This window comes from Actinomycetospora sp. NBRC 106378 (genome assembly GCF_030269685.1).
Classification (GTDB): Bacteria; Actinomycetota; Actinomycetes; order Mycobacteriales; family Pseudonocardiaceae; genus Actinomycetospora.
On sequence record NZ_BSTT01000009.1, the window covers coordinates 104,738 to 129,071 of the forward strand.

General features: G+C 74.2%; 24 protein-coding genes. 17 read left to right on the forward strand and 7 right to left on the reverse strand.

The annotated features are described in order from the left end of the window. Positions 1–132 precede the first annotated feature (132 nt). Positions 133–996, forward strand: a complete 864-nt coding sequence (locus tag QSK00_RS19870) for a formate/nitrite transporter family protein (RefSeq protein ID WP_285593278.1) — start codon at positions 133–135, stop codon at positions 994–996. 83 nt (positions 997–1,079) lie between these two features. On the opposite strand, the gene QSK00_RS19875 is transcribed toward QSK00_RS19870, so the two are convergent. Then, complete coding sequence (locus tag QSK00_RS19875; RefSeq protein ID WP_285593280.1) at positions 1,080–2,132, reverse strand: MBL fold metallo-hydrolase; 1,053 nt, start codon at positions 2,130–2,132, stop codon at positions 1,080–1,082. A 93-nt stretch (positions 2,133–2,225) separates the two neighbouring features. On the opposite strand from QSK00_RS19875, the gene QSK00_RS19880 reads away from it, so the two are divergent. Together QSK00_RS19880 and QSK00_RS19885 are read left to right on the forward strand one after the other, a co-directional pair. Continuing rightward, positions 2,226–2,750: a carbonic anhydrase gene (locus QSK00_RS19880; RefSeq protein WP_285593282.1), complete on the forward strand. Its 525-nt coding sequence runs from the start codon at positions 2,226–2,228 to the stop codon at positions 2,748–2,750. Positions 2,751–2,769: 19 nt separating this feature from the next. After that, the gene (locus QSK00_RS19885) at positions 2,770–3,198 is read left to right on the forward strand and encodes a MarR family winged helix-turn-helix transcriptional regulator (RefSeq protein WP_285593284.1); all 429 of its coding nucleotides are present in this window, start codon (positions 2,770–2,772) and stop codon (positions 3,196–3,198) included. A 55-nt stretch (positions 3,199–3,253) separates the two neighbouring features. Here QSK00_RS19885 and QSK00_RS19890 read toward each other — a convergent pair whose 3' ends face one another. The 3 genes from QSK00_RS19890 to QSK00_RS19900 all read right to left on the reverse strand — a co-directional run bounded on the left by QSK00_RS19890 (position 3,254) and on the right by QSK00_RS19900 (position 6,023). Then, a complete protein-coding gene (locus QSK00_RS19890; protein ID WP_285593285.1) occupies positions 3,254–3,958 on the reverse strand; it encodes a 2-keto-4-pentenoate hydratase in 705 nt (234 codons plus the stop codon). Positions 3,959–4,665: 707 nt separating this feature from the next. After that, on the reverse strand, positions 4,666–4,932 hold the full coding sequence (locus QSK00_RS19895) for a hypothetical protein (protein ID WP_285593288.1): 267 nt from the start codon (positions 4,930–4,932) through the stop codon (positions 4,666–4,668). Between the two features lie 188 nt (positions 4,933–5,120). Next, positions 5,121–6,023, reverse strand: coding sequence for a 1,4-dihydroxy-2-naphthoyl-CoA synthase (locus tag QSK00_RS19900; RefSeq protein WP_285593290.1), 903 nt, complete (start codon positions 6,021–6,023; stop codon positions 5,121–5,123). A 91-nt stretch (positions 6,024–6,114) separates the two neighbouring features. Here QSK00_RS19900 and QSK00_RS19905 point away from each other — a divergent pair, with 91 nt between their 5' ends. After that, on the forward strand, positions 6,115–7,659 hold the full coding sequence (locus QSK00_RS19905; RefSeq protein ID WP_285593295.1) for a PepSY-associated TM helix domain-containing protein: 1,545 nt from the start codon (positions 6,115–6,117) through the stop codon (positions 7,657–7,659). Between the two features lie 47 nt (positions 7,660–7,706). Here QSK00_RS19905 and QSK00_RS19910 read toward each other — a convergent pair whose 3' ends face one another. Both QSK00_RS19910 and menE read right to left on the reverse strand, forming a co-directional pair. Continuing rightward, complete coding sequence (locus QSK00_RS19910) at positions 7,707–10,178, reverse strand: winged helix-turn-helix domain-containing protein (protein WP_285593297.1); 2,472 nt, start codon at positions 10,176–10,178, stop codon at positions 7,707–7,709. Between the two features lie 20 nt (positions 10,179–10,198). Continuing rightward, positions 10,199–11,380, reverse strand: a complete 1,182-nt coding sequence (menE, locus tag QSK00_RS19915) for an o-succinylbenzoate--CoA ligase (RefSeq protein WP_285593299.1) — start codon at positions 11,378–11,380, stop codon at positions 10,199–10,201. A gap of 36 nt (positions 11,381–11,416) precedes the next feature. Between menE and QSK00_RS19920 the strand changes: the two genes are divergently transcribed. From QSK00_RS19920 to QSK00_RS19955, 8 genes are all read left to right on the forward strand, one after another. Next, positions 11,417–12,403, forward strand: coding sequence for an o-succinylbenzoate synthase (locus tag QSK00_RS19920; RefSeq protein ID WP_285593301.1), 987 nt, complete (start codon positions 11,417–11,419; stop codon positions 12,401–12,403). Between the two features lie 121 nt (positions 12,404–12,524). After that, complete coding sequence (locus QSK00_RS19925; protein ID WP_285593307.1) at positions 12,525–13,385, forward strand: TIGR02569 family protein; 861 nt, start codon at positions 12,525–12,527, stop codon at positions 13,383–13,385. A 138-nt stretch (positions 13,386–13,523) separates the two neighbouring features. Beyond that, positions 13,524–14,909 carry a nitrate/nitrite transporter gene (locus QSK00_RS19930; RefSeq protein WP_285593310.1) on the forward strand — a complete coding sequence of 462 codons (1,386 nt, stop codon included), beginning with the start codon at positions 13,524–13,526 and terminating at the stop codon, positions 14,907–14,909. A gap of 71 nt (positions 14,910–14,980) precedes the next feature. Further along, positions 14,981–17,569, forward strand: coding sequence for a nitrite reductase large subunit NirB (gene nirB / locus QSK00_RS19935; protein WP_285593312.1), 2,589 nt, complete (start codon positions 14,981–14,983; stop codon positions 17,567–17,569). Then, complete coding sequence (gene nirD, locus QSK00_RS19940; RefSeq protein ID WP_285593313.1) at positions 17,566–17,994, forward strand: nitrite reductase small subunit NirD; 429 nt, start codon at positions 17,566–17,568, stop codon at positions 17,992–17,994. The genes nirB and nirD overlap by 4 nt, the downstream gene beginning before the upstream one ends. Further along, positions 17,991–18,830 carry a uroporphyrinogen-III synthase gene (locus tag QSK00_RS19945; RefSeq protein ID WP_285593315.1) on the forward strand — a complete coding sequence of 280 codons (840 nt, stop codon included), beginning with the start codon at positions 17,991–17,993 and terminating at the stop codon, positions 18,828–18,830. The genes nirD and QSK00_RS19945 overlap by 4 nt, the downstream gene beginning before the upstream one ends. Positions 18,831–18,846: 16 nt before the next feature. Then, on the forward strand, positions 18,847–19,515 hold the full coding sequence (locus tag QSK00_RS19950; RefSeq protein ID WP_285593317.1) for a sirohydrochlorin chelatase: 669 nt from the start codon (positions 18,847–18,849) through the stop codon (positions 19,513–19,515). A gap of 80 nt (positions 19,516–19,595) precedes the next feature. Then, positions 19,596–21,128 carry a serine/threonine-protein kinase gene (locus QSK00_RS19955; RefSeq protein WP_285593319.1) on the forward strand — a complete coding sequence of 511 codons (1,533 nt, stop codon included), beginning with the start codon at positions 19,596–19,598 and terminating at the stop codon, positions 21,126–21,128. 7 nt (positions 21,129–21,135) lie between these two features. Here QSK00_RS19955 and QSK00_RS19960 read toward each other — a convergent pair whose 3' ends face one another. Further along, positions 21,136–21,531 carry a DUF5313 family protein gene (locus QSK00_RS19960; protein WP_285593321.1) on the reverse strand — a complete coding sequence of 132 codons (396 nt, stop codon included), beginning with the start codon at positions 21,529–21,531 and terminating at the stop codon, positions 21,136–21,138. Positions 21,532–21,540: 9 nt separating this feature from the next. Between QSK00_RS19960 and QSK00_RS19965 the strand changes: the two genes are divergently transcribed. Genes QSK00_RS19965 through QSK00_RS19985 form a run of 5 tightly spaced genes read left to right on the forward strand, consistent with a single transcriptional unit; the run spans position 21,541 to position 24,327 of the window. After that, positions 21,541–22,017 carry a MarR family winged helix-turn-helix transcriptional regulator gene (locus tag QSK00_RS19965; protein ID WP_502872056.1) on the forward strand — a complete coding sequence of 159 codons (477 nt, stop codon included), beginning with the start codon at positions 21,541–21,543 and terminating at the stop codon, positions 22,015–22,017. A 48-nt stretch (positions 22,018–22,065) separates the two neighbouring features. Continuing rightward, positions 22,066–22,455, forward strand: coding sequence for a Rieske (2Fe-2S) protein (locus tag QSK00_RS19970; RefSeq protein ID WP_285593323.1), 390 nt, complete (start codon positions 22,066–22,068; stop codon positions 22,453–22,455). Next, complete coding sequence (locus QSK00_RS19975) at positions 22,442–22,726, forward strand: hypothetical protein (protein ID WP_285593324.1); 285 nt, start codon at positions 22,442–22,444, stop codon at positions 22,724–22,726. The genes QSK00_RS19970 and QSK00_RS19975 overlap by 14 nt, the downstream gene beginning before the upstream one ends. Next, positions 22,723–23,925, forward strand: coding sequence for an amidohydrolase family protein (locus QSK00_RS19980; protein ID WP_285593325.1), 1,203 nt, complete (start codon positions 22,723–22,725; stop codon positions 23,923–23,925). The genes QSK00_RS19975 and QSK00_RS19980 overlap by 4 nt, the downstream gene beginning before the upstream one ends. A 27-nt stretch (positions 23,926–23,952) precedes the next feature. Continuing rightward, positions 23,953–24,327 (forward strand): cupin domain-containing protein, encoded by a 375-nt coding sequence (locus tag QSK00_RS19985; RefSeq protein WP_285593327.1) that lies wholly within the window; start codon positions 23,953–23,955, stop codon positions 24,325–24,327. The last annotated feature ends 7 nt before the right edge of the window (positions 24,328–24,334 follow it).

Here is a 24,334-nt window from a genome sequence, read left to right on the forward strand (position 1 = left end):
CTTCGTGTCGTGACATCCCGTTGTGCGCCGACCATGACACAGCCTTGACCTCCTGTTCACGACCTCCGTACCGCCGAACGGGCACCGACTGTTCGTATGCCTACGCACGATCCCGCCGTCCGAGAGGTGACCATGCCCATCCCCATCAGCGAGGCCGTCGAGGAACAGACCGAGGCCGCCGCGACGAAACTGCGCGCGTCGCGCTCGCCCGCCTCCTACCTCGTGAGCGCCGCGCTCGCCGGGGCCTACATCGGCGTGGCGGTCGCCCTGATGCTGGCCGCCGCCGGACCCCTCAACGCCGCGAACAGCCCGTTCACCAAGCTCGTGCAGGGCCTGGTCTTCGGGATCGCGCTGACCTTGGTGGTCTTCGCCGGCGGCGAGCTGACCACCGGGAACATGATGACGATGGTCCTCGGCCTGTTCGGTCGGGCGCGACGCGTCGGGGTGGGCGCGGCGGTCGCGGTGATCCTCTTCTCGTTCGTCGGCAACCTCGTGGGCGGGCTGCTGTTCTCCCTGCTCGTCGAGGCCTCGGGCGTGCTGAGGATCGCGAACCCGGGGCAGCCGCCGGCCGCGCTGAACTTCCTCACCTCGACGTTCCGGTCCAAGGAGACCGAGACGGTCGCGACGATGTTCTTCCGCGGCGTGCTCTGCAACTTCCTGGTCTGCCTCGGGGTGTGGATGGCCGCGCGCACGCGATCGGACGGCGCGAAGCTCGTCGTGCTGTTCTGGGCACTCCTCGCCTTCATCACCACGGGCTTCGACCACGTCGTCGCCAACATGACGATCTTCGGGCTCGGCCTGTTCAGCGGCCTGCCCGAGGCGACCGTGGGGCACTTCGCCTGGAACATGCTCTGGGTCGGGCTCGGCAACCTCGTCGGCGGCGGCCTGCTCGTCGGCGCGGCCTACGGGTTCGTCGCGCGCAGCGAGGCCCCGGGTCGCGACGACGACGTCCCCGACTCGGCGGTGCCGCGCGAGCGCGAGGTGGCGCAGGCGTAGGTGCCGCCCCGCTGCTCCCGGACGAACGGGCCGTTCGTCACGATCTTCCGCGACGAACGGCCCGTTCGTGCTCTCCGGAGGCGCTACGCCGCGAAGCTGTACCGGCTGCCCACCGCGCCCGGCACGAACGCGTCGCCGAGGGCCTGGGCCAGTCGCATCTGCGCCCGCCAGCCGGTGCAGTGCGCGGGGACGACCACGTCCGGGGCGAGGTCGACGAGCGCGGCCACGGTGGGCTCGATGATCGGCTCGAACCCGGGCCCGGTGAGGTGCAGGCCGCCGAGGAGGGCGTGCAGCCGGTCGTGACCGGTGAGGCGGAGCGCGTGGCGCGCGATGTTCACCGACCCGGCGTGCCCGCAGCCGGTCAGCACGACGAGCCCCCGGCCGCGGACGTCGACGACGAGCGCCTGGTCGTCGACGATCCACGGGTCGGGGGTCCAGGCCCCGTCCACCCGGGCCTCGTGGAAGGGCATTCCCTGCTCGAACTCGGTCGTCCGGTCGACCTCGCCCGTGATCAGCACGCTGCCACCGAGCAGGAACGACGGCTCGCGGCGCTCGATCAGCTCGATGCCGTCCCCGACGAGCGCGGCGCGATCGAGCCGCGGCATCACGAAGGGCGCCCCGCCCGGAGGCGTGAGGCGCCGCTCCGTGAAGGCCACCGGGTGCAGCACGAGCGGGCTCGCGGCCCGGCCGAGCCACCGCTCCAGGCCCGGGAAGCCGCCGGTGTGGTCGGCGTGGCCGTGGGAGAGCACGACGGCGCCGACGTCGCCGGGGTCGACGTCGAGCCGGCGCCCGTTCACGGCCATGCCCTCCGGCGAGACGCCGGTGTCGAAGAGCAGCGTGTGGTCGTGCCCGTCCCGCGTCACCGTGACGAGCGCCGAGAACCCGTGCTCCGCCACCAGCCCGGGCCGGGCGAGGCCGTCGACGTACTGGTCGGCCGGCTCTCCGGGGCCGGTGCCGAGCCGCGCCCGCGTCACTCCGGGTGCGTCGGCGAGGAGCGCGTCGAAGGAGTTGTCGACGAGGACGGTGATCGTCAGGGCGTCGACCGGTTCCAGATGGACCGGGTCGACCGCCGTCCCGACGGCGGGTCGTGGCGCGGAGAACGCGACGGCGGCGGGATCGGGGGCCTCGGTGCACACGGCGTCGATCCTGGCCCTCCAGGAGGTCGACCGTCATCTGTGGCCTGCGCATGCTTCACTAGTGATGTAGGTACATCACTGGAGGAGACGGCTGTGGCCTCGTTCGACGTGCTGCTCGACCGGAACGCCCGCTTCGCCGCGGGCGACGCGTACTGCGACGTCCCGATCTACCCGGCGGGGAACGTCATCGTCGTGACCTGCCTCGACCCGCGTACCGATCCGGCCGCGTTCCTGGGGCTCGGGCCGGGCGAGGGGGCGGTGATCCGGAACGCCGGCGGGCGGGTCACACCGACGGTGCTCGCCGACCTCGCCTTCGTCACCTACCTCTCGGAGCGGAAGCTCCGGCCGGAGGGCCCGCTCTTCGAGATCGCCGTCGTCCACCACACGCAGTGCGGCACCCACGTCCTCGCGGACGACGCGTTCCGGCAGGCGTTCGCGGCGGCGGTCGGCGAGGACGTGGCCGCTTCGGTCGGCGGAGCCGTCACCGACCCCGCGAGCACGGTGCGCCACGACGTCGACCTGTTGCGCGCGTCGGGCCTGGTGTCCGCGCGGGGCGCCGTGTCGGGGCACGTCTATGACCTCGACACGGGAACGGTCACCACCGTTGTCCCCGCTTGAGCGATCCGCGGCCGAGGCGATGGCCCGAGACCTCGTCACCGGGTGCGTGGGGCTCCGCATCGACCGCCTGCACCGCGCCGTGGCCCGGATCTACGAGGGCGCCCTGGCCCGGGTGGGGTTGTCCCTCGCGCAGACCGAGATCCTGGGGACGCTCGTCGCGCACGGCGGGCCGCTCCCGCCCTCGGGCATCGCCGCCGCACTGACCATGGAGCGATCCACGGTCAGTCGGACACTGGCCGGCATGGCGACGGCGGGCTGGGTCGAGGCCGTCGAGGTCACGCCTACCGGGCGGACCCGTCTCGTCGAGGTCACCCCGCTCGGGACCCAGATGCTCGCCTCGGCGCGGGGAGTGTGGGAGAGCGCGCAGGCCGGGGTGGACCTCGGGCCCGATGCCGTCGACACGCTGGACCGGTGGTTGGCGGCCGTGGCGGATCTGAAGCCGCCGTGACACGTGTGGTCGCTCGGGAACGGCAGGGAGCCGTACCGGGCGACCGGGTGCCTCCTCAGGGGCGGGTGGTGACGATCAGTTCCGGCCCGTGTGTCACGGAGACGGTCCAGCGCTGATCCGGCTCGATCCACGGCGGGTCGACCAGCGTCCCCGTCGTCACGATCTCGCCGTCGGCGACGGGGATGGCGCCGGGGAGGTCGGCCAACGCGGCGAGCGCGTGCCGCGGGCCGCCGAGGGCGTTCGCACCCCGACCCGTCGTCGAGAAGCCGGGGCCGGAGAGGGCGACCTCGACGTCCGCCAACCCGTCCACCGGCAGCTGCGGGCCGAGGATCAGCATCGCGTGCAGCCCGAAGTCGGCGACCGCCTCTCTGGGGGAGAACCGCCACCCCTGGTGGTGACTGGCGACGATCTCCACGCCGAGCGCCGCCCACGCGATCTCCGGGTACCGCGAGACCCCGAGGACGATCTCGGGCTCGAGGCGTGGCTCGGGGAGCGCGCCGAGGGAGAGGCTCCGGCAACGGGTGAGAGTGGTGTCGTAGACCGGCGCCCAGATCGGGCGGTCGAGCCCGTGCGCGTCCCATGCCCCGCGGTTGGTGAACCCGATCTTGCGCCCGACCCGGCGGTTCCCCCGCTCGGTGAGTCGGTGCTCGAGCTCCGCGGCGAGGACGTAGGCCGCGTCGAGGTCCAGGTCGGGGTCCCGGGGGAGCCGGGCGCCCGTGTCCCGCGCGTCGAGCAGCCGGTCGACCCGCCGGTCCTCCATGACGAGTATCGATACACCCTCGGACGGGAACGGTCGGCGAGCCCCTCGGACGACCACCGAGGCCGACGCCGGGACGCGCCGGCGGCTCGGCAGCCACGACCTCGTTGAAGCCGCGCACTCGAGTCGCAGGCTCGTCGGTCGTGGCCTTGTCGGTCGTGGCCTCGTCGCTCCAGGCCCTGTCGCTCCAGGTGGCGTCGGCCCAGGCGTCGTCGTCCTCGTCGTCCGCGGCCAGGTGCGGCCGCAGGACCTCATCGCAGTGCACACGCAGCTCCTGCTCGACGGATGCCGGGTCGGTGGCCGCGGCGATGGAGGTCAGGAACTCCTCGGCCTCCGCCATGTCCTGGGCGTCATGGCCGTCGGTGGCCAGCGAGGCCAGGCAGTCGAGCACCGCGCGCACGCCCGACCCGCCGACGGCGCCTGCGGCGACGGCGCGCGCGAGCAGCGGCAAGCCCGCGCTGGTGAGCGTCGACGCCAGCTCGGTACGAGGGTCGGAGAGCAGGTCCTGCGGCACGATTCGAACACTAGTACGAGGGTCCGACAGTCACGGCCGCTCGACACGGGACCGAACAGCCGCCTGCGCCACGACGTCGACCTGCTGCGCGACGACCCTGGTGGAGCGAGCCCCCGTGAGGTGTCGGGACGGGCGGGAACGACGAGGGCCGGGCCGCCCGCGGCGACCCGGCCCTCGTTCCCCCCGTGACCGGGACTCAGCCGAGGCCGAGGCCCTCCTCGGCCTTCGTCACGCCGAGGTCCTCCTCGACGTCGTCGAGGCCGGTGGCCTCGCTGACGGCGTCCGAGGCGTCCGCGACCCCGGTGGCCTCCTCGACGTCGGAGACGGCGCCGCCGACCTCCTGGATGACCCCGTCCGGGGCCTCGTCCGCGAAGGCCACGCCGCCTCCGAGTCCCACGAGGGCGATCGAGACGGCGGCGGCCGCCGCGAGGCGGCCGAGGCGTGCGGTGAGCGTGTTCGACATCTGGGAGTCCTTCCGACTTGCCGCCCCCGACGGCGGCGGGTCATGGGCTACGCGGAACGTGTCGTCCCGGCGCACGGCCGACCCTGACCGCCGCATATAGCGGCAATAAATACTCCCTTTGCCTTTACGTTAACCAGCTATGACGAATTGCATGTTTGAATCCACGCCCCGTCACCGCTCGGACGCGCTCAGTAGTACCAGGGGAACGGCGACCAGTCGGGCTCGCGCTTCTCGAGGAACGACTCCTTGCCCTCCACGGCCTCGTCGGTCATGTAGGCCAGGCGCGTGGTCTCGCCGGCGAAGAGCTGCTGGCCGACCAGGCCGTCGTCGATCAGGTTGAACGAGTACTTCAGCATCCGCTGGGCCTGCGGGGACTTGCCGAGGATCTCCCGCGCCCACTGCAGCGCCGTGGTCTCCAGCTCCGCGTGCGGCACGACCTCGTTCACCGCGCCCATGTGGTGCATCTGCTCGGCGGTGTAGGTCCGGCCGAGGAAGAAGATCTCGCGGGCGAACTTCTGCCCGACCTGCCGCGCGAGGTAGGCCGAGCCGTACCCGCCGTCGAAGGACCCGACGTCGGCGTCGGTCTGCTTGAACCGCGCGTGCTCCGCACTCGCGAGCGTCAGGTCCGAGACCGCGTGCAGCGAGTGCCCGCCACCGGCCGCCCACCCGTTGACCACCGCGATGACGATCTTGGGCATGAACCGGATCAGGCGCTGGCACTCGAGGATGTGCAGCCGCCCCGCCCGGCCCGCCTCCTGCGGCGACACCGACGTCTCGCCCTCGGCGTACTGGTAGCCCGTGCGACCCCGGATGCGCTGGTCGCCGCCGGAGCAGAACGCGTGCCCGCCATCGCGCGGCGACGGGCCGTTGCCGGTGAGCAGCACGACACCGACGTCGGCGGACGTGCGCGCGTGCTCGAGGGCGGTCGCCAGCTCGTCGACGGTGTGCGGGCGGAACGCGTTGCGCACCTCGGGCCGGTCGAACGCGATGCGCACGCAGCCGAGGTCGACGGCACGGTGATAGGTGATGTCGGTGAAGTCGAAGCCCTCGACGGGGCGCCAGACCGAGCTGTCGAAGAGCGGTTCGTCCACGGGGAGGGACCCTAGGCGCCCGTCCGGCCCGCGGATGTGACGGGCGGCAGACGCGGGAACCCGGCCGCCGTCCGCGACGACCTGACCCGTGATGAGCGTCGACCAGAGCCCGACCCGCGCCCCCGTCCGCCCCCCGACGACGGGTCTGCGCACCTCCCCGCTGCGGGCGCTGCTGCTGCGCGTGCACTTCTGGGCGGGCCTGCTCGTCGGTCCCTTCCTGCTGGTCGCGGCCCTGTCCGGGTTCCTCTACACGCTCACCCCGTCGATCGAACCGGTGCTCTACCGCGACGTCCTGACGGTGCCCGCCGCGCCGACGTCGCTGCCCCTGGCCGACCAGATCGCGGCCGGGCAGGCCGCGGTGCCGGGCGCGGAGCTCAGCTCGGTGCGTCCCGCGCCGACACCCGCCGACACCACGCGCGTGATCTTCGCGGCGCCCGACCTGGGCGACTCCAGCCACTACCGGACCGCCTTCGTCGACCCGCACACCGGCGCGGTGACCGGCGTGCTGCCCACCTACGGCGGCTCGCAGGCGCTGCCGCTGCGCGAGTGGGTCGACCAGCTGCACGACAACCTGCACCTCGGCGACCCGGGCCGCCTCTACGCGGAGCTCGCCGCGAGCTGGCTGTGGGTCCTCGCGCTCGGTGGGCTCGTGCTGTGGGTGGGGATGTGGCGGCGGCGCCGCGCCTCCGTCCGGGCCCTGGTGCTGCCGCGGAACGCCACCGGTCGTCGGGCGCGTCTGCTGTCCTGGCACGGGACGGTCGGGCTGTGGTCGGTGATCGGGCTGCTCTTCCTCGCCGCCACGGGGCTGACCTGGTCGACCTACGCCGGCGCGAACGTCACCGCGCTGCGCGGGGCGCTCGCCTGGGACACCCCGTCGCCGGCCGCCACGCTGCCCGGCGCGACGGCGGGAGCGGACGCGACCGGCGAGCACGCGGGGCACGCCGCCACGGGGGGCATGGCGGGTATGGACATGGGCTCGATGCCGGGGGCTCCGGCCGTTCCCGCTCCGGCCGCCCCGCCCGCGTCGGTCGACCCGGCCGCGGGGATCGACGCCGCCTACTCCGCGGCCCTGCGCGCCGGCCTGACCGCCCCCATGGAGATCGTCCCGTCCGCCGAGCCCGGTGCGACGACGAGCGTGGCCGAGATCAGCCGCGTCGTGTCCGGGTCGGACCCCGTCGTCGGGCCGCTGCAGGGTCTGCGCGCATCGGCGCACCTGGACGCGGTGGCCGTCGACCCGTCGTCGGGAACGGTGGTCGACACGGTGCGGTTCGCGGACTGGCCCCTCATGGCGAAGCTGGCGCGCTGGGGCGTGGACGCGCACATGGGGATGCTCTTCGGGGTCGCGAACCAGGTGGTGCTCGCGGCCCTCGCCCTGGGCCTGGCCTGCGGGATCGTCTGGGGCTCCGTGCTGTGGTGGCGACGCGGCCCGGGTCGCCGAGGAGGCACGGTGCCCCCGCGCGGCGCGTTCCTCGCCCTGTCGTGGCCCTGGCGGGCGGGGGTGCTGGCGGCGACCGTGCTGGTCGCGGTGGCGCTCCCGCTGCTCGGCGCGAGCCTGCTGATCTTCCTCGCCGCCGACGCGGCGTCCGGGGGACGGCGCCCGGCCGTCGAGGAGCGAAGGGTGCCGTCGGTCCGATAGACCGAGCGACGGGCGCCTTCGCTCGGGACGGCGGGTTCCGGACGGGGCTAGGAGCCGTGCCGTACCGCGACGACGGGCAGTGCCGGCCGTCCGGCACCCGGCTCGGCCGTGTCGTCCCGGTCGTCCCCGGCCTCCCAGGCGAGCCCGGGCAGGCCGCGCAGACCGGACACGAACGGGCCCAGCCCCGTGCGGGCGACGCTGTCGGCCAGGGTCTCGTGCCCGACCCGCAGGTCCTCCCACGTCCGCACGACCTGGTCCACGAGCTGGGCCACCTGGTCGGCGGCGACCCGGCCGAGCACCGTACCGAGGCGGTCGCGACCGAGGTCCCCGCCGAGGTGCACGCGGTACCCGGGCACGCGCCGGTCGCGGACCGACACCAGGTTCCCGGCGAGGCCGAGATCCGCGGCCTGGTGGCGGGCGCAGGAGGCGGGGCAGCCGGACACGCTGACCGCCACACCGGAGTTGCGGCGCAGGGCGGGCAGGTGCCAGAGGACCCGGGCCAGGTCGCGGGTGTGCGTGATGCCGAGCGCGCACGACGGGGCGCCGACGCAGGCCCGGACGTCGCGGGCCGGACGGTCGGTGTGCACGGCGAGGCCCACCGCGACGACCCGGGCGGCGAGCGCCCCGATCGCGTCGACGGACACGTCGCGCACCACGACGTTCTGGTCCCGGGACAGCCGCAGCACGCCGTCGCCGTGGATCCGGGCGGCGTCCGCGACGACGTCGAGGGCGTCGGCCGACAGGGTCCCCAGCGGCACCGTGACCGTCACGGTGGCCAGGCCCGCGACCCGTTGCGGCCGGACGTCGTCGCCCCAGCCGTGGCGGGGCGCCGGCCCCTCGGGGACGCCGGGGGCGCGGACGTCGGGCAACGGTGCGGGGGGCGGCCACGGGCGGTCCCGCAGGTCGGCCTCCGCCTCGGCGACCAGGGCACGGAAGCGGTCGACGCCGAGGCGGGCGACCAGGAACTTGAGCCGGGCCCGGTTCGGGTTCTCGAACGCCCCGTGGGCGAGGAACACGGCGAGCACGGCGTGGACGGCGGGGAGCACCCCGTCGCGGGGCACGAACCCGGCCAGCCGGGTCGCGAGCGTCGGCACGGACCGTCCGAGGCCGCCGCCCACCCACAGCTCGTAGCCGGGCCGGCCGTCGTCGTCGAGGACCGACACGAGCCCGACGTCGGAGGTCTTGGCCTGGGCGCGGCAGCCCGGGCACCCGCCGAGGCTCACCGAGAAGCGCTGCGGCAGCCGCGTGTTGAGCTCCGGGCCGAGGCGCAGCAGGGAGTCGGTGAGCTGCTCGGCGTCGGGCGTGCAGTCGAACGGCTCCTCGGCCGACACCCCGCCGTCCGGGCAGCTGGTCACCCCGCGCACCGTGTGGCCGCAGGTCGCGTCGGTGTCCAGCCCGGCGGCGTGCAGGGCGTCGAGGGTGTCGACGACCCGCCCGGACGGCACGTCGTGGAGTTCGAGCTGCTGGCGGGTGGTGAGGTGCACCGGTCCGAGGTCGCGGTCGCGGAGCAGGGCCGCGAGCGCGCGGGCGGCGGCCACCGGCACCTGGCCACGGGTGCGGGCCCGGAGCAGGAACATCCCGTCGTCGCGCTCCGAGCAGGCCCCGAGCGTCTTGAGGCTGTAGCGCTCCAGGGCGCCGAGCCGGGCGGGCTCGGCGACGGCGTCGAGGTCCAGGGGGAGCCCGGCGCGCTTGCTCGCGACGACGTCGCCCGGCGCGTCCCGTCCGCCGGGGCGGGCGGGGGCCGACGGGGCGTCGAGCGCCTCCTCGGGGCGCAGCGGGGCGGCCACCCGCGCGGGGGGCGCGGCGGGGGCGGCGGCCGCACCCGACGTCGGGAAGAGGGCGTAGCCGACGCCGCGCACGGTGCGGATCATGTCGCGGTGACCCGGCCCGAGCAGGCGGCGCAGCGCCCGGACGTGGACGTCGACGGTCCGGGCGCTGCCGTCGTAGTCGCGGCCCCACACCTGGCGCAGCAGGGCCGTGCGGGTGGTGGGACGGCCGGGCCGCGCGGCGAGGGCGGCGAGCAGCTCCAGCTCGCGGCGGGCCAGGGCGAGCGGGCGCCCGGCGATCCAGGCCTGGTAGGCGACGGTGTCGACGACGAGCTCGTCGACCACGAGCGCCCCGGGCGGCGGCGCGGCGGGCCGGGCGTCGCGGCGGCGGCGCGGGACCGGCGGGACGGGGCGGGCGAGCAGGCGCAGCCGGGCGGCGACCTCGGCGGGGGAGGCGTCGGGCAGCAGCAGCGTGTCGACCGGCACGTCGTCCTCGACCGGGAACGCCGCGTCCGGTCCGACCACGACCGCGACCGGCAGGCCAGGCCGCGCGGCGTCCACCGTGGCCGCCAGCTCGGCCGCCGCGAACGGCCGCGCGCGGGCGTCGAGCAGGACCGCGTCGACGTCCACGGCGGAGGTGAGGGCCTCGGCCGCGGTCAGCGCGCCGACGGTGACCCGGTGGTCGGGCAGCATCGCGAGCCCGGGGAGCACCTCGTCGACCGAGGACACCCCGGTGAGCAGCAGTAGGTGCACCCGCCCATGTCATCACCCCGTTATGACGGGCGTGTTGCTCCGTCGGCGACGTCGTGGCCGGCGAACAGGTCACGCACGGCGGCGCGGTCGGGCTTGCCGATGCCCCGCAACGGCAGCTCGTCGAGCACCCGGACCGCGCGGGGCGCCGCCCGGCCCAGCCGGTGCGCGACGTCGCGACGCACGGCCTCGGGCTCCAGGCCGGCGCCGGTGATCACGGCGACGACGCGCGCGCCCCACTCGGGGTCCGGCACCCCGACCACGCAGGCCTCCCGCACCCCGGGCACGCTGAGCAGGGCCTGCTCGACGACGACCGGCGGCACCTTCTCGCCGCCGGTCACGATGACGTCGTCGGCGCGGCCGAGCACCTCGAGCCGCCCGCCGGGCAGGACCCGTCCGAGGTCGGAGGTCCGGAACCGGCGCCCGGGGAGGAACGACGGGTCGTCCAGGCCCTGGTAGCCGTCGGCGACCGTCGCACCCCCGAGCACGATCCGTCCGGCGCCGCTCGGGTCGGGGTCCTCGATGTCCACCGTGACGCGGTCGAGCGGCACGCCGTCGTAGACGCAGCCGCCGCACGTCTCGCTCATGCCGTAGGTTGTGACGACCCGCACGCCGGCCGCCCGGGCCCGCTCCAGCAGGGCCGCCTCGGCCGCCGCCCCGCCGACGAGCACGGCCCCGATCGAGCGCAGCGCGTCCAGGCCGGCGCCGGCGTCGTCGAGCAGCCGCCGCAGCTGCGTGGGCACGAGCGACAGGCGGGCGATCGACGGCCGGGCCTCGGCCACCGCACCGGCGAACGCCTCGGGGCGGAAGCCGCCGCGCAGGTCCATCACCGCGGCCGGGACCCCGGCCCGCGCGGACCGCAGCAGCACCTGCACGCCGGCGACGTGGTGCGCGGGGAGCGCGAGGAGCCAGCGGCCCTCCCCGCCGAGCCGGGCCGCCGTCGCCGTGGCGGACGCGGCGAGCGCGGTGCCGGAGAGCAGCACGGCCTTCGGCACGCCGGTGGAACCCGACGTCGTCACCACCGCGGCCACCCCCGGCGCCACGGGCGCGCGCAGCGACGCCGGCGGGAGCGGGTCGCCGGGGCCGGTCGGCAGGATCGCCGGACCGTGCCCGGCGACGGCCGCCACGAGCCGCTCCCCGAGGGCGCGGGCGGCCGTGGCGGACCCGTCGGTGGGGACGACCTCGACGGGGCGGGAGCGGTCCATGACCGTCACGGTAGGCCGCGGGCTACGTTCGGACCGATGAGCGTTCTCGTCACGACCGCCGGTGGAGTCGAGCTGCAGGCGTACCCCGTGGCGCTGCCGATGCGCGTCCGCTTCCGCGGCATCACGGTCCGCGAGACGCTGCTGCTCTCCGGTCCCGACGGCGGGTGGGGCGAGTTCTGCCCCTTCGCCGAGTACGACGACGAGGAGTCCGCGCCGTGGTTGCGGTGCGCGCTGGAGTCCGCCCTCGGACCCGCGTGGCCGGCTCCGCGGCGCACGAGCATCCCGGTCAACGCGACCGTCCCCGCCGTCGGGCCGGAGCAGGCGCACCGCATCGTCACGGACTCGGGCGCGGGCACCGCGAAGGTGAAGGTCGCGGAGGCCGGGCAGGACCCGGCCGAGGACGTCGCCCGGGTCGAGGCGGTGCGCTCCGCGCTCGGGCCGTCGGGCCGGGTGCGGGTCGACGCGAACGGCGGGTGGTCGGTCGACGCGGCGATCGCCGCGGTCCGGGCGCTGGACCGGGCCGCGGGCGGGCTGGAGTACGTCGAGCAGCCGTGTCGCACCGTCGAGGAGCTGGCCGCGGTGCGCCGGCGGGTCGACGTCCCGGTCGCGGCCGACGAGTCGATCCGGCGGGCGGCCGACCCGCTGCGGGTGGTCGAGGCGGAGGCGGCGGACATCGCGGTGGTCAAGGTCGCGCCGCTCGGCGGGGTCGCGGCCGCGCTGGAGATCGCCGCCGCCATCGGCCTGCCGTGCGTGGTGTCCTCGGCGGTGGAGAGCTCGGTCGGGCTCGCCGCCGGGCTCGCGCTCGCAGGCGCGCTGCCCGACCTGCCCCACGCCTGCGGGCTGGGGACGACGAGCCTGCTCGCGGCGGACACCGTCCGGGAGTCCCTCGTTCCCGACGCCGGGTCGCTGCCGGTGCTGCGGAAGGCTCCCGCACCCGACGTCGGGAACGGGATGTCCCCGGACCGGGCCACGTGGTGGCTCGACCGGGTGACACGGGTGCTACGCCTGGTCGACGACCGTTGACGCGCCGCCCCGGCCCGACAGGCGGGGACGGACACGCCGGGGCTCGTGCCCCTGACTCGACCCGTGTCGGGTATAGCGTGCGGAGCGTGACGGGCAGGGCGTCCATGGTGACGGGGGAACGATGACCGCGGTGGCTGCGTCGTCCCAGGGAGCAGCGGCGCCGGGCGAGCCCGAGGGCCCGCCCGTGCACGTCCGCACCGCCTTCGGCGTCCGGGACTCCGTCCCGCGCCCGCGACCGCACCTGCCCGGGCCGGCGTGGAGCTGCGACGGCGTGCTCCTGCGTCCGGTCTCGGACACCGTGCTCGCCGCGTGGTCGGCCGCCACCCTCGAGGAGCTCGCCTCCGGCGGGGTCGACGGCGTCCGGCTCGCCCGACCGGTCCGCGCCTCCGACGGTCGCCGCGTGGTCTCCGGCTGGTCGGCCTGCCACGACGTCGCGGGCGAGGTCCGCCCCCGCCACGACGACGTCGTCGCGGTGTCGCTGCGCCTGCACCGGGCCACCGCCCGCCTGTCCCGCCCGCGGCTGGTCGACGACCGCGACGACATCCTCGCCCGCGCCGACCGGGCGGCGTTCGGGGAGAAGCAGGTGCCCCTCGACCCCGAGACCGGCGGCGACCTGTTCACCGAGCTCGCCCGCCGTCGGGTGGCCACGACGTTGCCGTTGCAGCTCGTGCACGGCGACCTGTTCGGCACCGTGCTCTTCGAGAGCGCCGGCGAGGACCAGACCCCGCCCGCCGTCCTGGACGTCGTCCCGTTCTGGCGGCCGGTGGAGTGGGCGGCGGCCGTGGTCGTGGTCGACGCGCTCGCGTGGGGCGGGGCCGACGCCGGCATCGTCACGCGCTGGGCGCACCTCGACCAGTGGCCGCAGATGCTGCTGACCGGACTGCTGTTCCGGCTCGCCGTGCACGCCCAGCACCCGGCGTGCACGAAGGAGTCGCTGCGGGGGCTGGAACACGCGGCACGGGTCATCACCGAACTGCTCTGAAACCGTGACGGTGGGCTCTTCGTCCGTCGTTCCGCCGAAACACGCTGTCATCGCCGTGTAACGGGCGCTTCCTAGCGTCGCCGCCGAGACAGGACGTCCCCGAACGGGACGTTCCCGGCACGGCGGGAGGACGACGAGATGACGGTGGCCGCGAGGTCCGAGGGGCCGATCCGGGGTCGGTGGATCGACGACTGGCGACCCGAGGACGAGTCCTTCTGGAACGGCGGCGGCAAGCGGGTCGCGAACCGGAACCTGTGGTTCTCGGTGTTCTCCGAGCACATCGGCTTCTCGATCTGGTCGCTGTTCGCCGTGCTCGTGCTCTTCATGCCCGAGCAGACCTATCACATCGACACGGCGGGCAAGTTCTTCCTCGTGTCGATGCCGACGTTGGTCGGGTCGGTGCTGCGCCTGCCGTACACCCTCGCGGTCGCCGTCTTCGGCGGACGGAACTGGTCGGTCATCAGCGCCGCGCTGCTGCTCGTGCCGACGATCCTGCTCGCCGTCTTCATGCACCCCGGCACGAGCTACACCACGTTCATGGTGATCGCCGCGATCGCCGGCGTGGGCGGCGGGAACTTCGCGTCGTCGATGACGAACATCAACGCGTTCTTCCCCGAGAAGGAGAAGGGCAAGGCCCTCGGGCTGAACGCCGGCGGCGGCAACCTCGGTGTCGCGGTGATCCAGCTGCTCGGGCTGCTCATCATCGCGACGGCGGGCACCGGCTCGCCGCGCATCCTGCTCGGCATCTACATCCCGCTCATCGTGCTGGCGCTGCTGGGCTCGGTCCTGTTCATGGACAACCTCACCTCGGTGCGCAACGACACCGGCGCGCTGAAGGAGGCCTGCTCCGAGGCCCAGACCTGGATCATCTCCTTCCTCTACATCGGCACCTTCGGCTCGTTCATCGGCTACAGCTTCGCGTTCGGCCTCGTCCTGCAGAACCAGTTCGGGCGCACCCCGCTGCAGGCGGCGACGCTCACCTTCATCGGCCCGCTGCTCGGCTCGCTGATCCGCCCGGTCGGCGGCGCCCTCTCCGACCGGATCGGTGGCGTGCGGGTCACCTTCTGGAACTTCGTCGCGATGGCCGTCGCCGCGCTCATCTGCATCGGTGCCTCGGCGGTCGACTCCCTGCCGATCTTCGTCATCGGCTTCGTCCTGCTGTTCATCACCTCGGGCATCGGCAACGGGTCGGTCTACAAGATGATCCCGGCGATCTTCCGGACGAAGGCCCTGGCCTCGTCGGAGTCGAGGGGCTGGGACCAGCAGGCCGCGCTGCTCTGGGCGCGGCGCATCTCCGGAGCGGTGATCGGCATCGCCGGCGCGATCGGCGCCTTCGGCGGGCTGCTCATCAACCTCGCCTTCCGCCAGTCCTTCCTCACGATGAAGAGCGGCGTCCCCGCGTTCTGGGCCTTCCTGGCCTTCTACGCGGTCTGCTTCGCCGTCACCTACCTCGTCTACATGCGCCGCCCGAAGGCCGCGACCGACCCGAAGACGGGGTCGACGGTCTCGTACGCGTCCGTGTGAGCACAGGTGAGCAGTAATCCGTGCTCAGGCACGGATTACTGCTCACCTGCGACCGAAGGGAGCACATCCGCATGAACCCCCGTACGGTCGTCGTCGTCGGCCACGGGATGGTGGGCCACCGGTTCGTCGAGAGCCTCCGTCGGCTCGACACCGAGGACGCCTGGAAGGTCGTGGTGCTGGCCGAGGAGAACCGGCCCGCGTACGACCGGGTCGCGCTGTCGTCCTACGTCGGCGACGCCTCGGCCGAGGACCTCACCCTCGACGAGCACAGCGACCCGCTGGTGGAGCTGCACCTCGACGAGCCGGTCACCGGCATGGACCTCGCGGCGCGCACCGTCCGCACCGCGAAGGGCCGCGACGTCGCCTACGACGAGCTCGTGATCGCCACCGGCAGCGTGCCGTTCGTGCCGCCGGTCCCGGGCCGCGATCTCGACAACGTCTTCGTCTACCGCACCCTCGACGACCTCGACGGGCTGCGGGCCGCCGCGGAGACGGCCATCGCCAACGCGGGGGCGGGCCGCCGGGCGGGCGTGGTGGTCGGCGGTGGGCTGCTCGGGCTGGAGGCCGCGAACGCGCTGCGCCAGCTCGGCCTCTCACCGCACGTGGTGGAGATGGCGCCGCGGCTGATGCCGGTCCAGGTCGACGAGGGTGGCGGCGCCCTGCTCCAGCGCCTGGTCTCCGACCTCGGCCTGCGGGTGCACACCGGCGTCTCGACGAGTTCGATCGCGCCGGACCACCGCGGCGGTCTCACCGTCACGCTCTCCGACGACACCGAGCTCGACGCGTCGGTGGTCGTGTTCTCCGCCGGCATCCGGCCCGCGGACTCCCTCGCCCGCGAGGTCGGCCTCGAGGTCGGCGAGCGCGGCGGCGTCCTGGTCGACGACCGCTGCCGCACCTCCGCCGAGCACGTGTGGGCCATCGGCGAGGTGGCCGCGGTGAAGGGCCGCACGTACGGGCTGGTCGCGCCCGGCTACGCGATGGCCGAGGTGGTCGCCGAGCGACTCACCGGTGGAGATGGCCGCTTCTCCGAGGCCGACATGTCGACGAAGCTCAAGCTGCTCGGGGTCGACGTCGCGAGCTTCGGCGACGCGCACGCGGCGAGCCCCGGGGCCCTCGAGGTCACGCTCAACGACCCGGTCGCCGGGACGTACTCGAAGCTCGTCGTCTCCGACGACGCGACGACCCTGCTCGGCGGGATCCTCGTCGGCGACGCGTCGAACTACGAGACGCTGCGCGGGTTCCTCGGCGAGAACCTCCCGGGCGACCCGATGTCGCTGATCGCGCCCGCGGGAGACGGCGCCGTGGGCGTCGGGGTCGACGCGCTGCCCGACGGCGCCCAGATCTGCTCCTGCAACGCCGTGACCAAGGGTGCGCTGGTCGCGGCCATCACCTCGGGCGAGGCCACCACGGTGCCCCAGCTCAAGGCGTGCACCCGGGCCGGCACCACGTGCGGGTCCTGCGTGCCGACGCTCGGCAAGGTCCTCGCGTCGTGCGGCGTCGAGGTGTCGAAGTCGCTCTGCGAGCACTTCTCCCAGTCCCGCGCCGAGCTCTACGAGATCGTCATGGCGACGGGCCTGCGGACGTTCTCCGAGATCGTCGGGCAGTACGGCACCGGGCGGGGCTGCGACATCTGCAAGCCCGCCGTCGCGTCCATGCTCGCGACCCTCGCCGGCGGCCACGTGCTCGACGGCGAGTCGGCGACGCTGCAGGACACCAACGACCACTTCCTCGCGAACATGCAGCGCAACGGCACCTACTCGGTGGTGCCGCGACTGCCCGGCGGGGAGGTCACGCCCGAGGGGCTCATCGCGATCGGCTCGGTGGCGAAGGACTTCGGGCTCTACACCAAGATCACCGGGGGTCAGCGGATCGACATGTTCGGGGCCCGGGTCGACGACCTCCCGAAGATCTGGCGCCGACTGGTCGACGCCGGGTTCGAGTCCGGCCACGCCTACGGGAAGTCGCTGCGCACGGTGAAGTCGTGCGTCGGCACCGACTGGTGCCGCTACGGCGTGCAGGACTCGGTCGGCCTCGCCGTCGCGCTCGAGCTGCGGTACCGGGGGCTGCGCTCGCCGCACAAGCTCAAGTCCGGGGTGTCGGGCTGCGCCCGCGAGTGCGCCGAGGCCCGCTCCAAGGACTTCGGCATCATCGCCACCGAGACCGGGTGGAACCTCTACCTGGGTGGGAACGGCGGGTTCACCCCGCGGCACGCGGAGCTGATCGCCTCCGACCTGGACACGACGACGCTGGTCCGCACGATCGACCGGTTCCTCATGTTCTACATCCGCACCGCCGACCGGCTGCAGCGGACGGCGCCGTGGATGGAGTCGCTCGAGGGCGGCATCGACCACCTCCGTGACGTGATCATGTCCGACTCGCTCGGCATCTGCACGTCCCTCGACGAGCAGATGGCACGCCACGTCGAGGGCTACGCCGACGAGTGGGCCGCGGTCCTGGAGGACCCGGAGAAGCTCGAGCGGTTCACCTCGTTCGTCAACGCCCCGGGCACGCCCGACCCGACGATCGAGTTCGTCGACCACCTCGGTCGCCGCGTCCCGGCCGGGATGAAGGACGGGCAGCCGACGGACCTCGCCGCCCTCGGCCTGGGCGGCGTTCCGATCACCGACGGAGCCCGCATCCCGATGGGAGCCCCCGCATGACCGCGCAGGCCGACGTCCGCCAGCACCCCTCGGGCTCGACCGACGGCGCCGAGGCCAAGGACCCGCACCCGACCCCCTCGACCCCCGCCGAACCCTCGTCCGGGACGGGGTGGACCGAGGTCTGCCCCCTGGAGAAGCTCCAGCCCGAGCGGGGGGTGTGCGCGCTGGTCGGCGGGGAGCCGGTCGCGGTGTTCCGTACCCACGACGACCGCCTGTTCGCCCTGCACAACGTCGACCCGTTCTCGAACGCCTCGGTGCTCTCGCGGGGCGTCGTCGGGGACCTCGGTGGCACCCCGGTGGTGGCCTCGCCGCTGTACAAGCAGCACTTCGCGCTGGAGTCCGGACAGGCGCTGGAGGACGAGACCGTCAGGGTGGCGACCTATCCTGTGCGGGTGGTGAACGGGACGGTCGAGGTCGGCGCATGAGCGGCGGGCCGCTGGACGGCGTGCGCGTCGGGGTGACGGCCGACCGTCGTGCCGACGACCAGATCGAGCTCCTGCACCGCAAGGGCGCGACCACGGTGCACGGGCCGACGATGCGGATCGTGCCCCTCGCCGACGACTCGGAGCTGGCCGCGACGACGCGGACGCTGCTCGACGCGCCGCCCGACGTCGTCGTGGCCACCACCGGGCAGGGCTTCCGCGGCTGGCTCGAGGTGGCCGACGAGTGGGGACTCGGCGAGCGCCTGCGGGAGGTGCTGGGGTCCGCGGAGGTGCTGGCGCGGGGCCCGAAGGCCCGCGGCGCGATCCGGAGGGCCGGGTTCCGCGAGGCGTGGTCGGCCGACGAGACCGAGTCGTCGCCGGAGGTGCTCGAGCACCTGCTCGCCGAGGGGGTGTCCGGGCGCCGGATCGCGGTGCAGCTGCACGGCGACCCGATGACCTCGTTCCTGGCGGCGCTGCGCGAGGCGGGCGCCGACGTCGTCGAGGTGCACGTCTACCGGTGGGAGCCGCCGCCCGACCTCCCGGCGGTCGACGCCCTGATCGCGGCCATCGTCGACGGTGCGGTCGACGTCGTGACGTTCACGTCCGCGCCGGCGGTGGAGGGCCTCTTCCACCGGGCGGAGGCGATCGGGTCGGTCCCGGACGTGGTGGCCGCCTTCCGCGGTGGGGTGCTCGCCTGCGCCGTCGGGCCGGTCACCGCGGCGCCGCTGGACCGGCTCGAGGTGCCCTCGATCGCCCCGGACCGGTTCCGCCTGGGCGCGATGGTGAAGCGGCTGGAGGAGCACGTGGGAGACGGAGCGCAGCGGAGCTCGGCCCCATGAGCGTGGCGGCGTCCTCGTGACCCTGGTGGTCCTCGCGCACGGCACGAACGACCCGGCCGGTCGCGCGACCTGGGGTGCGTTGCTCACGCGCGTGCGGGAGCTCCTCCCCGACACCGGCGTGCGGCTGGCCTGGGCAGGCGTGGCGCGTCCGCAGCTGGCCGACCTGCTGCCGAAGCTGCCCGACGGCCCCGTCGTGGTGGTGCCGGCGTTCCTCGCGTCGGGCTTCCACGTGCGCCGGGACGTGCCCGAGCAGCTGGCGGCCCTCGGGCGCCCCGACGTGCGGGTGACCGACCCGCTGGGCCCCGACCCGGTGCTCGTCGACGCCGCGCTCGCGCGGCTGCGCGACGCCGGGTGGCGCGACGAGCAGGTCGTGCTCGCGGCGGCCGGGTCCACCGACGAGGTGGCGCAGGCCGACCTGCGGGTGGCGGCGTCGCTGGTCGAGGAGCGGGTCGGGGTCGGGGTGCCGGTCGGCTACATCGCGGGCGGCGCGCCGAAGCTGGCCGAGGTGGTGGGCGCGCAGGACCGGCCGGTCGCGCTCCTGACGTGGTTGCTCGCGCCGGGGGTGTTCCACCGGTGGGCCGCCGCGACCGGCGCGGCGGTGGTCGCGGAGCCGTTGGGCGACCACCCGGCGGTCGTGTCGCTGCTCGTCGACCGGTACCGGGCCTCGGTGGCGCTCGCGGGCTGAGCCCGTGCCCGCCCCGGAGTATGTCCGGCGGCCCGGATGGGCACTCCCGACCGCGCGGACGGCGGAGGGAGAAGCATCGGGTGGCCGAGGACGAGCTGATCGCCGGGCGCTACCGCGTCGTCGCCCGCGTGGGGAGCGGCGCGATGGGGGTGGTCTGGCGCGCCGAGGACGAGCGGCTGCGGCGCGCGGTGGCCCTCAAACAGGTCCGGCTGCCCGGTGGCGTCGACGAGCGCAGCACCGAGCAGGCCCACCAGCGCGTGATCCGGGAGGGCCGGCTCGTCGCCCGCATCCACCATCCGCACGCCATCTCGGTGTTCGACGTCGTCGACCACGACGGCGAGCCGTGGCTGGTCATGGAGTACCTGCCCTCGCGGAGCCTCGCCGAGGTCGTCGCCGAGGACGGGGCGCTGACGTCGCACGCCGCGGCGGCGATGGGCCACCAGGTCGCCGCGGCGCTGACCGCCGCCCACGCGGCCGGGATCGTCCACCGCGACGTCAAGCCGGGCAACGTCCTCATCGGCACCGACGGCGTCGTCAAGGTGACCGACTTCGGCATCTCCCGCGCGGTCGACGAGGCCACCATCACCTCGACCGGCATGATGGCGGGCACGCCCGCCTACCTCGCTCCGGAGGTCGCCCGCGGGGCGGCCGCCGACTTCCGGTCGGACGTCTACTCGCTCGGGTCCACGATCTACGCGGCGGTCGAGGGTGCGCCGCCGTTCGGGACGGGCGAGAACCCGCTGGCGCTGCTGCACCGCGTCGCGACCGGGGACCACCCGGCGCCGCGGCTCGCGGGGAGTCTCGCGCCGCTGCTGGGGCGCCTGCTCGCCACCGACCCGCTGCACCGTCCGGAGATGCACCAGGTGCGCGACGAGCTCGAGCGCCTCGCCGCGGTCGACGTCGAGACCGACGCGTGGACCGAGGAGGCCCCGGGGACGAGCCCGACGGTGCCCGTGCCGCCCACGGACCGGCCGGAACCGATGCCGGCCGGCGCCGGCCGCGTCGCGGTCGCGCCGCCCGCACCGGGCCCCACGCATCCGCTGCCGCTCCGTCCGCAGGAGCCCGACCCGGCGCCGTCGCCCCGCCGTCGCCCGCTGCTGATCGGCCTCGCGCTGCTGCTGGTCGGGGCCGTCGCCGTCGTCGCCCTGGTGTTCTCGACGTCCGGGGGCGGGGTCACGGGCGCCACCACCGGGCCGTCGACGGGGGCCGCGCCCTCCGCCGGATCCGGATCCGGTTCCGCCTCCGACGACGGGTCGGACTCCGACTCCCCGCCCGCCCCCGCCCCGGGGACGTCCGAGCAGGTCGCCCAGCAGCAGGCGATCGTCGACTACTACGGCCTGATCCCGTCGGACCTCGCCGCAGGGTGGGAGCGGTTGACGCCGTCCTACCAGCGGAACACCGCGGGCGGCTTCGCCGGCTACTCGCAGTTCTGGGGCGACATGAGCCGCGTGACCGTCCGCGGTGTGTCCCCGGCGCCCGGCGACTCCGTGGACGCCACGGTCACCTACACCTACCGCGACGGGCGCACCAGCTCCGAGCGGACGCTGTTCCGGATGGTGCAGCAGGACGGCGGGTGGAAGATCGACGGGAGCCAGGTGCTCTCCAGCCGCTGACCCGTCGTCAGGAACGCCGGTAGCGCTCGGCGTAACGGGCCGCGGCCGCCTCGTCCTTGTCGCGGTCGCGTTCCGCGCGGGTGGCGACCCCGGTGCCCACCGGGAAGCCCGCCTTCACCAGCCGGTGCTCGGCGGTCTCGTGGACGTAGGCCACCGCGAAGATCATGCCCATGATCCCGCCGCCGAGCGCGCACATGAGACGCAGCCACAGCGGGCCGGGGACCAGGACGACGATCGCGAGCGCGAACGGCGCGATCTGCACGAGGATCCGGGCGACGTGCCGCAGCCACCAGGTGCGGCAGGTCGTGTCGTGCAGCACCCACGGCGCGAACCGCTCGGGCAGCCCGCCGCCGTAGGCGTACCAGAGCCACCACAGCGGGCCGGGTCGCTTGACGTTTTGCACACCAACAGTATGCACCCCACGTGTAGGGTCGCCGGTGTGACGGCGGCCCCGGAGGAGATCGACCCCCTCGCCCTGGAGAACCAGGTGTGCTTCGCGCTGGCCGTGGCGGCCCGCTCGGTGATCGCCCTCTACCGCCCGCTGCTCGAGCCGATGGGCCTCACGCACCCGCAGTACCTCGTGATGCTCGCGCTGTGGGGGGAGGAGCCGCTGTCGGTCACGGCGCTCTCGGAGAAGCTCGCGCTCGACCCCGGCACGCTCTCGCCGCTGCTCAAGCGCCTGGAGGCCCAGGGGCACGTGCGACGACGGCGGGTGCCGGGCAATGAGCGCACGCTCGCCGTCACCCTCACCGCCGCGGGACGGGCCCTGCGGGCCGAGGCGGAGCGCATCCCGCCGGCGATCGTCGAGCGGCTCGGGATGCCGGTCGAGGAGCTGCTGCGGTTGCACGGCGACCTGGGCGCGGTGATCGCGGCGGCGCGGGAGACGTAGTCCCGGACGGGATGTACAGGTCGGCCGCCGGCGGGGACGCTGCCAGGCATGACCACCACCACACCGGCGGCGCGCGACGTGGACGTCGCCGCGTCGCAGGACGTGCCCGAGCGGGGCCGGCTCGTCGTCGAGATCGACGGGACGACCACCGTCGGGATCTTCCGCTTCGCCGGCCGCCTCTACGCGTGGGAGAACGTCTGCGCCCACCAGGGTGGGCCGGCCTGCCAGGGGCGGATCGTCAGCCGGGTCCGCGAGCGGCTCGACGACGGGCAGCGCAGCCTCGGGATGCGGTTCGACGAGGACACGATGCACGTGGTGTGCCCGTGGCACGGCTACGAGTACGACGTGACGACGGGTCGGCACCCGGGGGTCCCGGGGGCGTCGCTGCGGTCGTTCCCGGTGGCCGAGGTGGAGGGCCGGATCCGTGTCACGATCTGAGCGGATCGCGGCGCTGGTGGCGGAGCTGGAGGCCGAGGTGGCGGCGGGTCTCGACGACGGGGCGATCGCCCGCCTGGAACCCGGCACCGCACGCCGGCTCGTCGGCGTCGCCGGCCGCTGCTGGGCGGTGGCCGCCGAGGAGGGGCACGACCCGCCGTCGCGAACCGATCTCAGTCCCACCGACGCGGTGGTGCTGGCGACCGCCGCCCTGCGCAGCAACGACCTGAACCCGTTCGATCTGGCCCTGTGGTTCTCGAGGAGCAGCTCATGACCGTCCGGCGCCTGGAGCCCCAGGAGATCACCACCACCACCGACACGCGCGACATCCTCGCCAACGCCCGGCGGGACACCGAGCGCTACGGGCTCGACGACTACTTCATCGTCGACGTCGACTCCCACCACGTGGAGCTCGACTCCTGGCCGGAGATCCTCGGGTACCTCGACTCGCCGGTCATGAAGGACACGGCCGCGCAGATGATGCGGAACTGGCCGCAGGCCTCGCACCTGGCGCTCCACAACCACCCGCCGGGGCTGACGATGCAGGACGTCTCCGGGCGCATCCCGCACCAGGCGTCGCTGGGGGAGCCGACCCCCGACGTCGGATCGGGCGCGGAGCGGGACGTGACGCTCGTGCGGCGCGCGATGGAGGCCATGTCGATCGACGTCCAGGTCGTGTTCCCGCAGCCGATGCTGGAGACGGGGCTGCACCCGCAACCGGAGGTCGCGACGGCGCTGCTGGCGGCCTACAACCGCTGGTTCACCGCCGAGGTGCTGCCCCGCGAGCCGCGGATCCGGACGATGCTCGGGCTGCCGTTCGAGAACCCCGATGCGTGCCTCGCGACGATCGAGGAGTTCGCGGACACCCCGGGCGTCATCGGGTTCCTCGTGACCTCGCAGCGGCACGCGGGCGTGCACCGCAACGCGTACATGCCGGTCTACCGGGAGCTCGAGCGCCGCGGCCTGCCGATCGGGTTCCACGCCGGGCCGAACCAGGCCGACACGATGACCTCGACGATGAACCGGTTCCTCTCGGCCCACGCGATGAGCTTCGTGACCTGCAACATGACCCACATGACGAACTGGGTCGTCAACGGCATCCCCGAGCGCTTCCCGGGGCTGCGGACGATCTGGATCGAGAGCGGCCTCGCGTGGCTGCCGTTCATGATGCAGCGCCTCGACCACGAGTACTCGATGCGCCAGTCGGACGCCCCGCTGCTCACGCGCCCGCCGTCGCACTACATCCGCGAGATGTACTACACCTCCCAGCCGATGGAGTGGACCGACGACAAGCTGCTCGCCGCGACGCTCGAGGCGATCGACGCGGAGAACACGCTGATGTACTCCAGCGACTGGCCGCACTGGGACTTCGACGTGCCGGGGCGGATCGCGGCGCTGCCGTTCGTCTCCGAGCACGGCAAGCGCAACATCCTCGGCGAGACGGCGCGCAAGGTGTTCTCGCTGGGCGGCTGACGACGTACCCACGGGCACCCTGTGCTCATGAGCGGATTCGTACGCCCGGCCGGGACCGGCGACACCTACGACTTCGACGGCGCCGTGTTCACGGTCAAGGCGTCCGCGGAGGACACCGAGGGCCGGGTGTCGGTCATGGAGCAGGCCGCACCCGTCGGGCTGGTCGTGGCGCCGCACGTCCACGAGGGGGAGGACGAGATGTTCCACGTCCTCGCGGGCGAGGTCGGCGGGCGGTGCGGCGACGACGAGTTCACCGCGGCCGCCGGCGACTTCATCTTCCTGCCGCGCGACGTCGAGCACACGCTCTGGGTCCGCGGCGACGAGCCGGTGCGGATGCTGACGATCTGCGGTCCGGCGAAGTTCGACCGACTGGTGACCGAGCAAGGTCGTCGACGCGGGTAACCGGCCG